This window comes from Massilia sp. DJPM01 (genome assembly GCF_030348125.1).
Taxonomy (GTDB): domain Bacteria; phylum Pseudomonadota; class Gammaproteobacteria; order Burkholderiales; family Burkholderiaceae_D; genus Telluria_A; species Telluria_A frigida.
Map to the genome: position 1 here is coordinate 1 of NZ_JAQOZV010000096.1, position 11,867 is coordinate 11,867.

Here is an 11,867-nt window from a genome sequence, read left to right on the forward strand (position 1 = left end):
CGGCCAGATTGGGCCAAGCCCAATAGGCTAGCTGGTGGCGCAGTTAAACGGCAGCAGGTCGGTGACGTCATCAGCTCCTGGCTGGCGATCCTGATCACATAGCCCGATGGCGTCCTCACCTCAAGCGCCGGCTCTGCCCGAGCGCTAACGCTTGGCAGCGCAATCAGCTTCGTCGTAGGCTGCGACCGCATCGCCAGGCGCTTGCGCCAGTCGTGGAACGCCGACGCCGTCAGCCCCTCGCGGACGCACCATGCCTGAATGCCAAGGCCCGACGAGGCCTGCTCTTGCAGCCGTGCCGACCATGGATGCTGGTGCGATTCTCTTTGCATTGTTGCGACTCCTTCTGTTGTTGGAGCCGCCAGTTTGTTTACCTGCGATCAGCAATGGAAGGTGGGGTAAATATCCCGCTGACGAAACAGGGATGGCGATCCGGGCCAAGGCCCGGATCGCGACATGCAGTAAAATCGTTTAGACCTGCTCAGCGAGCATGTCGGACTTGAACGTTTCGGCTAGTTCAACGATATTCTCGAAGAGATCCGCAAACATGGTGATCGACAGGCAGGGATTGAGGATGGTGAGCTTCAAAGCCACCTTGCCGGCCACCGTGGTCTCGCCCAGTACCGCAATACCCCTCTTGAGCAAGGCCACGCGTAGCTGGCGATTGAATGCATCGCTACTTTGCGTCTCTGGAAGGTCGGTATAACGGAAAAGAACGGTCGATAGCACAGGCGGCGCCAGCAGTTCAAAGTGCTGGCTTTCGCGGATCAGGCGAGCGATCGCTGTCGTCTGTTGCAACAGATGATCGACCATCGCTCCCAGCGTTTCCGTTCCAACTGCGCGCAGCATCATGAACACTTTCAATGCGTCGAAACGGCGTGTCGTCGAGATTGTCTTGTCCACCAGGTTGGGCAAGTCATCCGACTCGCGGTTCAAATAATCCGCGTGATGCAGCAGATATTTGAAGTCGCACGTGTCGCGCAGCAGCAATGCGCCGCAACTGACTGGCTGAAACCACATCTTGTGAAAGTCGACTATCAAGGAGTCGGCCAGCTCGATTCCTGCCAGCCGTTGTTTCGCCTGGCTGAGTATCATCGCGCCGCCATAGGCCGCGTCCACATGAAACCAGATACCCGACTCTCTGGCGATCCGGCTGATTTCGCGCAGGTCGTCCACCGCGCCATGATCGGTGGTGCCAGCCGTGCCGACGATCGCAAAAGGCAGCAAGCCATCGGCCTGCAGCTGACGCAAGGTCGATTCCAGTGCCTCGACGATCATGGTGCCATCGGGATTGGTTGGAATACGCACGACGGCATGCTGGCCAAGCCCCATGACCGAGGCGGCCTTTTCAAGCGTGAAATGGCTTTTTGCGGAGCCGATGATCCTGAGCCTGGAAGCATACGGCGGCAATCCGTCGCGCTGCACGTTGTGGCCGCAACGTTGTTGGGCGAACCAATCCCGCGCGATGAGCAAGGCCATGATATTGCCCTGGGTTCCGCCGCTGGTGAAGACGCCATCGCCTTCATCCGGATAGGAGAACAAACTGCATAAGCTGGCGATAACGTGTTGTTCAACGAAGGTCGCTGAACCGGACTGGTCCCACGAATCCATCGACTGATTCTGTGCCGCGATAAAATTTTCGGCCGCGATCCCGCACAACATCGGTGGTGTGTGCAGATGGGCGATACAGTGCGGGTGTTGAACCATCATCGCATGGCGGGCAATGTCCGTGGCCACTTGCTTGATGACGGTATCGAGCGGGGCGACATCCTCATTTGCCAGCGACATGCCGAAGATATTCTCCCGCAGTAGCAGCGGATCGACGCCCGAATAGGGCCCCTTGGCTGATTCGAACACCGCCGCAAGTTCTTGCGTGCAGTTGGCCATGACGTTGCGATAATCCTCGCTGCCGCCCGGACCCGTGTGGATGAAATGCTCTGTCCAGTTACTCATCGCCCACCTTGGTGCAGGCCGCCAGCGCACGCCCGAATGCTTGTCCGGCAAAGTCGATTTGTTCGGCCGTGATGTTCAGCGGCGGCAGAAAACGCAGTACCGCGCCGTGGCGGCCACCCTTTTCGATAATCAGCCCATTCTGCAAGGCTGCGCGCTGGATCTGGCTGGCCAATTCCGGATTCGCCAATGGATGACCGAGTGCATCGGACTGGCCGGGGCAGACAATCTCGACACCCAGCATCAAACCCTTGCCACGAACTTCAGCGATACACGGGTGGATATCTTGTAAGGCACGCAGTTGCGCGCTCAGGCGTTCGCCCATCAGGTTGGCGTTGCCGGTCAGTTCATCGCGCCCGATGATTTGCAGTGTCTTGGCGCCCGCCACCATGGCCAGTTGATTGCCACGGAAAGTGCCGGCATGCTCGCCCGGGTTCCACGTGTCGAATTCTTTTTTAAACACCAGGCAGGACAGAGGCAAGCCGCCGCCGATCGCCTTGGACATGATCAGGATGTCCGGATCGATGCCCGCATATTCGAAGGCAAAATTGCGCCCGGAGCGGCCGATGCCGCACTGGATTTCATCGAATATCAGGAGAATTCCCAGTTCGCTGGTGATGCGGCGCAATTCGCGCAGCCAATAAGCAGAGGCGGCGATTACCCCGCCTTCACCCTGGATCGGTTCCAGGATGATCGCTGCCGGCCGCACGATGCCGCTCTCCTGGTCATGCAAAACGGATTCGATATAGCGAATCGATGCGCGCTCGCCAGCTTCGCCGCCCAGGCCGAATTTGCAACGCAGATTGTAGGGATAGGGGAAGAAATGGACGTCAGGCATCAGCCCGCTACGGCGCATTTTCGCATTCAAATTTCCCATCAATGCCAGCGAACCGTTGGTCATGCCATGGTAAGCGCCATGAAAGGAAATGATATTGCTGCGCCCCGTCACCTGCTTGGCCAGTTTGAGCGCAGCCTCGACGGCGTCGGAGCCGGAGGGGCCGCAGAACTGGATGCACGCATTGGCGGCAAACGACTCCGGCAGGAAGGCCATCACTTCCCGGATAAACGCATCCTTGACGGGCGTGGTGATATCGAGCGTCTGGAAGGGCAAGTCGGCCCGGATGTGGTCGATAATTTCTTGCACCACTTCGGGGTGATTATGCCCAAGCGGCAGTGCGCCCGCCCCCGACAGGCAATCGAGATACGATTGGCCGTTGGTGTCTTCGACCAGTGCGCCCTGGGCACGTTTGATCGCAATGGGGAAGCGCCGTGGATAGGACCTCACCTCGGATTCGAGATTCTCCTGATTGGTCAGCGCCGGATTGGTTGGGAACTGATAGTTGCCCGCATTGCTCAACGTGATGCAGTCCGGCTTGGCGTGTGTCAGGAATTCTTCTGTGGCTCTGTTCATTTTTCTGTTCCAATGATGGGAAATGTATGGCGACGGTGGGGTTATGCGTTTTTGGCGCTGTCGCGCCACTGGTCGGCAATGCCGAAGTTCTGGAACACTGTCCTGGTTCGGGCCGGATAACGTTCCTTGCCGAGTAGTTTGTTGATGATCACCGCGCTGCGGTAGGCACCCAGTCCCAGGTCCGGTGCGGCAATACCATGGCTGTGCATTTCGCCGTTTTGAACGAAGATGGTGCCGGGGATATCCGCGGAGGTCTTCAGCGTGTAATCGCGGGTGATGCAGGGACGGTTGTCCGCATCGAATTCGATGGATGGACGCAGATCGCTCAGGCACGCCGGGAAGACATACTGATAGCCTGTTGCCAGTACCAGCGCCTCGGTCTTGACCTGGAACGTCTGCTGCAATTCGAGATGCTGGAACTCGAGCTGGAATCCGTCACCGACCCGCGCGATTTTCTCCAGCTGGCTGCATGCCTGCAAGACGGAACGGTTGGGTTGATCGATCGAGCGCGCATACAGGCAATCGTAGATTTCCTTGATGGTGCTGAAGGAAATCCCCTTGTACCAATTGCCTTGCTTTGCCAGGATGGATTTGCGCTGCGCCTCCGGCAATCCATAGAAATGTTCGACGTAATCGGGGGAAAAGTGTTCCAGGCCCAGCTTCGAATACTCCATCGGAAAGAACCCATTGCTGCGTGTCAGCCAATCGAGTTCATAGCCAAACTGCGGCTGGTCGCGCAGCAGGTCGAGGAACACCTCCGCCGCGCTTTGCCCTCCGCCGATCACCGTGATGTGCTTCTTGCGCTGGAGTTCAGGCTTGACGAACATGTACTGCGACGAGTGCGCGCAGTCGGCGCTGTTTTTGAAATCGCTGGCGGCGCGCGGCCAGTTCGGCACGGTGCCGACACCGAGCACGATATTGCGCGCCAAATAGCGCTCTTGCTCGCCGGTGCGGCTGTTCTTGACCGTGATGCGAAACAGCGTGTCGACCACCTCGATCCCCACCACCTGGTGCGAAAACGCGATGTTGCTCAGTTTCTCGCTGACCCATTGGCAATAGCGGTTGTATTCGACGCGCGGAATCTGGAAATTCTCGTAGAAATAGAATTGCAGCAGGCGGCCCTGTGCGTGCAGGTAGTTCAAGTAGCTGTAAGGGCTGGTCGGATCCGCCATGGTCACCAGGTCGGCCATGAAGGGTACCTGCAGGTGGCAATCCTCCAGCAGCAATCCCTCGTGCCAATTGAAGCGTTCTTTCGCCTCGAAGAATTTGACTTTCAGCGTGTCGACCGGCTCCAGCAGCGATGCCAAGCCAAGGTTGAACGGGCCGACACCGACACCGATCAGATCAAAAATATTGTTTTCTGCAGAAATGCTCATACTGGGACTTTAAGTTTGTAATATCACGCGTTGATATCGGGTTGGATTGAACAGGCTAGTTGTTGGCTTTTGCCCAGCTTGTGACATAGTCCGGCGTCGGCACCGCCTCATTGCCGGCGCCGACCGGATCCCCGTGAATCGTCTTCAGCGGCAGCACGCCGGCCCACACGGGTAAATCGAGATCTTCGTCCTTGTCGACCGGCCCGTTGTTGCTCACTTTTGCCGCGGCTTCGTCCAGCGACACCCGCAGCACATTGGTGGCGGCCAGTTCCTTGGCGTTGCCGGTCCGCGCTTCGTGCTGGCGTCCGGACGCAAGCTTGTCCATGAAGATATCCATGGCTTCCATCTTTTTCGCGTTTCCCCTGACCTGCTCGAAAACGCCATAGATGACGGCGGACCGGTAATTCATGCTGTGGCTGAAAGCCGATTTCGCCAGAACCAGCCCGTCGATATGGGTCACCGCGATCGATGCCTGCGCGCCGCCCAGCAGTGCCTTGACCATGCGGCTGCCATTCGACCCGTGGATATAAAGATGGTTGTCGATGCGCCAGCATGCGGTCGGAATGCAGTGGGTACTTTCTCCGTCATGGAATGCGATATGGCAGACATACGCTTCATCCAGAATGGCATGCAGCGTTTCTTGTTCGTAGTCCGCCAGTTCGGCAATGCGGCGAACGCGCGTGCGTGGCGAGGGAGGGGCGGAGGATCGCTGGCCCATGATTGTTCCGTTTCTAAAGAGAGAATTCCGCCGGCAAAACCGATGGAGAGAGGGGCGCCGTCCAGCGCGGCCGCCAAAGCGCCGGGCTGGCGACGCGGATGAGCAGTGCCTATATTTTCATCAGTGCGTAGGAAACGTAGACCAATTGACCGTGATTGAGTTCATCCCAGATGGTCGTGCCGACGCATGCCCATTCGTTGAGCCACCAGGCCGCGCGCGCGTCGCTCAAGCCCATGTCCTTGATCAGCGCGACTTTCCGGGCATTGTCCGCAGCCAGGCTGGCCAGGACATTGGCCGTAATATCCCGGCTTCTTACCAGTTCCACCGGAAGCTGGCGAAGCTTGGCTTCAATTTCCCGGCTCTTTTCCGGCGTCACCAGATCCGCATAGCAAAAATAACCCCCCGGTTTCAGGATGCGCAGCGTTTCGGAATAGAAGCTGTCAAGGTTCGGATAGCAATGCGACGATTCGATGTTGACCACGACCTCCTTTGACGCCGAGTCAAATGGCAGTTGCTCGGCATCGCCCTGGACAAAGGACAAGCCATCGATCGCAAAGCTGCTCCTGGCGATATCCACGCTCTGGCCCAGATATTCCAGCCCCGCCACGCTCCTGGCGCCGCAGTATTTCTTCATGTAGTAGGCCCCGCCCCCGCGTCCTGAGCCAACCTCGACGATGTCTTTGTCATGCAACGATGTTGCTGACGTGACGAAGTGGTAGAGCTGTGCGGAAATCTGGAAATCCCGGTCCTGTGCTTCAAGCAGGGGCATCGGCGGCAACGGCGCCGCATAGCCATACCCATAGTTCAAAAACGGCTGGTAGCGGCTGCCCAGTTCATTATTCACCCGGGTATACATGTCGGTCACCGTGCCATGCATGTCGTGCGCATCGTTCTTGCTGAGTTCTGTATCCATGTTGATGTGATCTGAAAGAGAAAGCCTGTTTTGCCAGAATAATGAGCCATGACTGGCGCCTGGGCCGCCGTGCCGTACGACGCGGTGGATGATCGCTTGCGCGCCTGTCAGCTTGCCGGTTGCAGCATCTGGTGATACGTGATGTACACCTGTTCCTGCTCGTATCCGAGCGACTCGTAGAGATGCTGCGCGATCTGGTTGCTTGTCGCGGTATCGAGGGTCAATCGCTGCGCGCCTTCGGCGGCAAATTGCTCGGTCACCGCCTGCATCAGGAACCTGGCATACCCATTTTGTCGGCAGGATTGATCGACGTACAAGTCGGAAAGGTAGTAATAGGGTTTCATCGAAATCGAGCAATAGCTCGGGTACAGCTGCGAAAAACCGACCGCCTTGCCTGCCGGGTCGAGCAGCAGCAACAGGCGCGAGCGTTTCTTTTCAACGTTGTCGCGGATGAAGGCGTAGCACGCGGGCAGGTCGCTTTCCTGTTCGTAGAACATGCGGTAGGCGTTAAAAAGTTCCGCCGCGCTTTGCAGGTGCTGTTCGGCGCATTCGACAATTGTCATGTTGGGTGCCGTTGACATCAGTTCACCTGCCCGATTTCGATCTGGACGCCATTCAGGTCGCGGAAAAAGAAGGCTTGATAACCACCCAGTTCAGTGGCGACATACGGTGCGTCGGTCGTCGTTTCCAGGCCCAGTTGCTTGACCTTCTGGAACGTGTCGGCGATGTCGTCCACCATGAATGCCAGGTGAATGCCGCACACGTCGTTGTGATTGGCCACCAGGTGCCGGCCTTTCGATCCGAGGTGCTCGATCAGCTCGAAATTGCGATTGCCGATGCGCGCCATGCAGGACTTGTAGTCCGGGTTCTTGACCCGGATGACCGCCCCGACACCGTCGCCGGTGATACGGACAGTCTCTTCGAAAATCTCGACGCTGGTGAGCTTGCGATAGAACTCGAGGGTGTCTTCGATACTCAGGACGGTGAGGCCGACGTGGTTAAGACCGGGGAGAAGTTGATTAGTCATTTTCAGTGAGGTTGTGGACGAGGAATTCGATGGTGGGATTGTCCAGAAAATCGATGAAATCGATCCGGACGCCGTAGTGCGTTTCAATAGAGCTGAGCAGGCGGACTATATTGATGGAGGTGCCTCCCAATTCGCGGAAATTGGAAGACGGCTGCAAGCTGGCGGCGTCGAGCATCAGCTCGTTCGCCCACAGTGCGATGATGGGTGCGTAGTGGTCATCGCGGGTGCCGGCGCAGGCTGCCGCGGGAACAAAATCGGGCAGTGCCGCATAGTCCACCTTGCCGCTGATCTTGTAGGGAAAGCGCGCCAAGCCGATGACGTGCTGTGGAATCTTGTAGTCGCTCAGGATGCTTGCCAGGCGCGCGCGCAGGGCCTCGCCATCAAGGTCGGTGTCGGCGTCGCCATCGGCAACGATGTAAGCAACCAGCGCTCCCTGCGCGCTCACTTTCACCGCCACCTCCGCATAGCCGAGGCGCTTGAGCGCCCCTTCGATCTCTTCGAGTTCGACGCGAAAGCCGCGCACCTTGACCTGGCGGTCGATCCGCCCGAGAAAGCGCAAGTCGCCTTGCTCATCGCGCTCGACCAGGTCGCCGGTCTTGTAGAGGCGGCCGGCATCGAGCGTGGGAAGGTGCAGGAACGTTTGCGCGTTGACGTTGGCATCGCCAATGTAGCCGGGCGAGACAGCCACGCCTGCGACGTACAGCTCGCCCCTGCTGGCCGGCTCCCTGTTCTCGTCGAGAACATGCAGGCGCACGCCGGGAATCGCCTTGCCGATATTCGATTGCGGACACGTGCCATCCATGCGCTTGTAGCTGACCAGGACCGTGCATTCCGTTGGCCCGTACAGATTGTAGAGCCGGCGTCCCGCAAGCCAATCCTGCATGGCTTGCGGGCTGCATGCCTCGCCACCGGTGAGCAAGGTGCTGATGCCGGGGAAGCGTTGGGCGGACAGGCTGGCCAGCAGTGCCGGCGACAGGAACGCATGGGCAATCTCGTGGCGCGCGCAGAACTCGGCCAGTTCAGCCTCGGACAAACGCTGTTTCTGGCTGGGGATGCACAGCGTCGCGCCGGACAGCAAGGTGGGAAAGATATCGAGTATCGATGCATCGAAATTGATCGTCGAATACTGCAATGCGCGCACGCCAGGTGCGAGCGTAAATTCCGCGATCGCCCAGTCCACCAGATTGAGCAAACTCGTGTGGCTGATCGGCACACCCTTGGGGCGTCCGGTGGAACCGGAAGTGAAAATCGTGTACGCAATGTCCGCGCCGCTGGCACGCACGACGTCCACACGCGCGGCCGGGAGCGAGCCGGCGCGCTGACAGTCGGCGGGAGCAATCACGGCGGCCCCGCCGACCCCCGCAAGCAGCGCATCATGCGCGACAATCAGCTGGCAGCGGCAACTGAGCACCACATGCTCTTGCACGTCGCGCTGTAATTGCGGATCGATCGGGACGTAGCTGGCGCCGGTGCCCAGAATGCCCAGGATCGACAGATACAGATCGGCACATTTATCGATGCAGATGCCGATGACATCCGCCGGGCCGGCGCTGCGGCCCTGATGGGCGAGGAACCACGCATCGATGGCCGATGCCATCTGGCCTGCCCGTTGGTACAAGGCCGCATAGCTCAGCGCCTCCGTATCCGACAGCAGGGCCGTGGTGCCGGGATGGGCTTGCACGATGGCGCGAAAGCGCGAAACGATGGTGCTCATTATTGCTCCATCCCGGTTGGCAGCTTCTCCAGGATGCACGCGCCCCATTGGAAGGGGCCGGTGCTAAATAACAGCAGCCGCGCGCCGGCGCGCACCTCACCCGTGGCCGCCACGTGGTGCAAGTTGATCAGGTTATCGGAGCTAAAGCAGTGGGCGTGGGTCGCGATGGTGCCGGTATAGGCGGTCGCGTAGCTCAGGTTGGCAAGCTGGCAGTAGAGCCGGCTGGCGGCATAGGAATAGTTATTCGTGATGTAAACATCGATCTCCTTCGCTTTCAGTTCGGCCGATGCATAGGTCGCCTTGATCAGCTGCGAAATGCAGCGCATTTCACTGTCCAGCGAGGGTGCGAGAATTTGCTGGCCATCGTAACGATTGACGACCTTGCCAAGCAGCCGATAATCCATGCCGGTCGGCTCGCTGCTGAAGATACAGGCTGCCGCCGCGTCACCGGTTACATAAGGAAAATCGCTTCCCGCGCCATACAGCCGCTGCAACCTGCCGCCCGCCTTGTCGAAACTGACAAACAAGATGTGCTTGCACTGATCCGCCGCAATCAGGCTCGCGGCCAGCCGCGCCGCCCAATGAAAGCCGCCACACCCTGCCATCCCGACCTGGTAATGCACCGCATGGGACAGGCCCAGGCGCGCATTCAATTCGCCCAGCCAGCCCGGTTCCAGGTTGTCCTGGGCGTCGAGCATGTTCGAGACCAGGAACACGGCGTCGATGTCCTTGGCCTGCAAACGGGCGCTGGCCAGGGACCGTTGAATGGCCACATCGACCAGCTCAAAGATGCTTGAGGTGCATTGCGGGAAAAGATTGGCGCCGTGCTCGGCGTGCCGCAACTGTGCGCACAGGGCGCTGTCGGCAATTTCGCTTTCGAGCGGCACGAAGCCGCCGGCGGCATACTCGGGAGCGCCTAGATAAACTGGTCGAATCATGAATCAACGATCTTGTGTGGGCTATCCACAAGGCCCCATGGAGGCGAACCTTGACAACATAGCGTGGGTTGAGGGTGCAAGCCGGGCTTAGTCTTTCCAGAACAATGGATGACGAACCACCACCTTCAACAGCTTGTCCGATTGCTGCCAAATCCCCTGGAAGCCTTGCGGCAGCACGAAAATATCGCCGTCGGAATAGCTTGCCGTTTCGCCGCCCGGCCCGGTGACCGTGACGCGGCCGCGGATGAGGTGAATCACTTCGGTTTCGGGCCAACCCAGAATCTGCAGTTTGACGGGATCGATTTCGCACACTTCCACCGCCGCCTCTTTCGTCTTGAGCGTGTAGGGGACGTAGCAGCGATAAGAAAAATGCGTCCCATCGAGCACCTGGTAGTGGCCCGGGTCCGCATCCGGGGCGTGGGTCGTTTTGATGTTGGCGGGGATCGTTTTGGCGATCTGCACGGTGGGCCCGGCGCCAGCTGCCTCGGCCGCATGAACGCCGGCGGGCGCCAGCATGGTCAGCAGCGCCACGACGGGCGATACGGCGAGCGCTTTGAAGGCATTGACTTGTTTGGAATCGGTGATTTTCATGATGTTCAATAAGAAAAAAAAACAAGCGGATGCGCCTCTGGCGGGCCGGGCTATCGCCTGGCGCGCTGCGACCTGCGCACTATCGCGATGGCCCGGCCGGACGCCTTGCGGCGGCCAGGGGCTTACATGGTCTTTGACAGGGACAGGATGGCCGTGCGCTTGCCGGGGCTGATGTGCTGGCCGTTATTGGTCAGCGAACCGTAGTTCCGGAACGCCTTTGGATTGCTGGTGAACGAGGCCGCAAGACCGGCGGACCAGCCGCCGCCCAGTTCGCCCGTCACGCCGACGCGGCCATAGTTCCAGTTGACGTCCCGGCTGTGCGGCACGCGCTGGCGGCCGATCGTCGTCTGCAGGCTCCAGCCTTGCTTGAGCGCAAGCGTGTAGCTCCCTTCGATATTGACAGCGCCTTTCGAGTCGCCGCTCAGGCCGGCCTGGGGCTGTTCCGCGTTAAAAACACCGTTGACGCCGGAATTGTTCACATTCCATCCAAAGAACGCGCCTGGAATGTAGGCCGCGCGCAGATTGATCCCGGCAACGGTGGCGCTCGCGAAAAGCTCCAGCGTGCGCGGATCCGCATCGTCGAAAGCCGGTGTGAACGATGCCTTGTTGAAATTCGCACCCGGGTAATAGGCGTACACGCCGCCCAGGTCCAGTTCCACGCCTTTGAGCGAGGCTTTATATCCCAGGCTCAAGTCGGTTTCCAGTGAACCATTGGGTACATACTGGGCGCTGATATTCGAGGCGAAAAAACTGGCGTAAGCGCCGCTGGCATGGTCGGCCGTGACGCTGGCCTGCAAGGCCGGTTTGCCCCAGGTTTGGGAAAACCCGCGCCAGATATAATCGGACACGACGCTAACCTGGCCCGCTACCTTCATGCCGCCGTGCGCTGCGTCGGCTGCGTGAGCGCTCATCGCCAGGAGCGTGCCGCCCAGGAGCGCTGCGCATGCCATGGCAAGCGAACGAAGAGAATGCGGGGAAGGGGGCTTCATGACTGACGGACTCCATGATGATCGATATATGCGTGACACACCCTTGGCGCCAGTAGTTCTGTTGCCAAATTTGCCAGTTGTATTTTCAAAAAAGTATATCACCGGTGCAATGTTGTCACCATTCGATCTGGGTAATTTGCTATTTTTTTCGCGAAAGTATGGCGGGGGCACATTTGCCGGGATGAATTCCTTACTGCCCGGGGGGATGCACGCGCTTGCGCGCCGCCCCGGCTTGTCCACTAG

At 59.1% G+C, this 11,867-nt stretch carries 12 protein-coding genes and 1 pseudogene; 1 reads left to right on the forward strand and 12 read right to left on the reverse strand.

Translation table 11 applies throughout. The annotated features are described in order from the left end of the window. From PO883_RS32745 to PO883_RS32800, 12 genes and pseudogenes are all read right to left on the reverse strand, one after another. Positions 1–329: pseudogene (locus PO883_RS32745) on the reverse strand (hypothetical protein); the annotation flags it as partial. A gap of 139 nt (positions 330–468) precedes the next feature. Further along, entirely contained in the window at positions 469–1,950 is a 1,482-nt protein-coding gene (locus PO883_RS32750; protein ID WP_289313506.1) for an aspartate aminotransferase family protein, read from the reverse strand. Then, positions 1,943–3,427, reverse strand: a complete 1,485-nt coding sequence (locus tag PO883_RS32755) for a diaminobutyrate--2-oxoglutarate transaminase family protein (RefSeq protein ID WP_289313507.1) — start codon at positions 3,425–3,427, stop codon at positions 1,943–1,945. The genes PO883_RS32750 and PO883_RS32755 overlap by 8 nt, the downstream gene beginning before the upstream one ends. After that, positions 3,400–4,734: a lysine N(6)-hydroxylase/L-ornithine N(5)-oxygenase family protein gene (locus tag PO883_RS32760; protein ID WP_289313508.1), complete on the reverse strand. Its 1,335-nt coding sequence runs from the start codon at positions 4,732–4,734 to the stop codon at positions 3,400–3,402. The genes PO883_RS32755 and PO883_RS32760 overlap by 28 nt, the downstream gene beginning before the upstream one ends. A 55-nt stretch (positions 4,735–4,789) precedes the next feature. Beyond that, on the reverse strand, positions 4,790–5,452 hold the full coding sequence (locus tag PO883_RS32765) for a pyridoxamine 5'-phosphate oxidase family protein (RefSeq protein WP_289313509.1): 663 nt from the start codon (positions 5,450–5,452) through the stop codon (positions 4,790–4,792). A gap of 109 nt (positions 5,453–5,561) precedes the next feature. After that, on the reverse strand, positions 5,562–6,365 hold the full coding sequence (locus PO883_RS32770) for a class I SAM-dependent methyltransferase (protein WP_289313510.1): 804 nt from the start codon (positions 6,363–6,365) through the stop codon (positions 5,562–5,564). 107 nt (positions 6,366–6,472) lie between these two features. Beyond that, positions 6,473–6,928 carry an N-acetyltransferase gene (locus tag PO883_RS32775; RefSeq protein ID WP_289313511.1) on the reverse strand — a complete coding sequence of 152 codons (456 nt, stop codon included), beginning with the start codon at positions 6,926–6,928 and terminating at the stop codon, positions 6,473–6,475. A 17-nt stretch (positions 6,929–6,945) separates the two neighbouring features. After that, the gene (locus tag PO883_RS32780) at positions 6,946–7,392 is read right to left on the reverse strand and encodes a VOC family protein (protein WP_289313512.1); all 447 of its coding nucleotides are present in this window, start codon (positions 7,390–7,392) and stop codon (positions 6,946–6,948) included. Next, the gene (locus PO883_RS32785; protein WP_289313513.1) at positions 7,385–9,106 is read right to left on the reverse strand and encodes a non-ribosomal peptide synthetase; all 1,722 of its coding nucleotides are present in this window, start codon (positions 9,104–9,106) and stop codon (positions 7,385–7,387) included. The genes PO883_RS32780 and PO883_RS32785 overlap by 8 nt, the downstream gene beginning before the upstream one ends. Then, positions 9,106–10,044 (reverse strand): 3-oxoacyl-[acyl-carrier-protein] synthase III C-terminal domain-containing protein, encoded by a 939-nt coding sequence (locus PO883_RS32790; protein ID WP_167093537.1) that lies wholly within the window; start codon positions 10,042–10,044, stop codon positions 9,106–9,108. The genes PO883_RS32785 and PO883_RS32790 overlap by 1 nt, the downstream gene beginning before the upstream one ends. An 87-nt stretch (positions 10,045–10,131) precedes the next feature. Beyond that, entirely contained in the window at positions 10,132–10,635 is a 504-nt protein-coding gene (locus PO883_RS32795; protein ID WP_289313514.1) for a cupin domain-containing protein, read from the reverse strand. 122 nt (positions 10,636–10,757) lie between these two features. Then, the gene (locus PO883_RS32800; protein ID WP_289313515.1) at positions 10,758–11,624 is read right to left on the reverse strand and encodes a TorF family putative porin; all 867 of its coding nucleotides are present in this window, start codon (positions 11,622–11,624) and stop codon (positions 10,758–10,760) included. On the opposite strand from PO883_RS32800, the gene PO883_RS32805 reads away from it, so the two are divergent. Further along, the coding region (locus PO883_RS32805) for a hypothetical protein (RefSeq protein ID WP_289313516.1) at positions 11,623–11,867 on the forward strand (245 nt) is incomplete at its 3' end. The genes PO883_RS32800 and PO883_RS32805 overlap by 2 nt on opposite strands.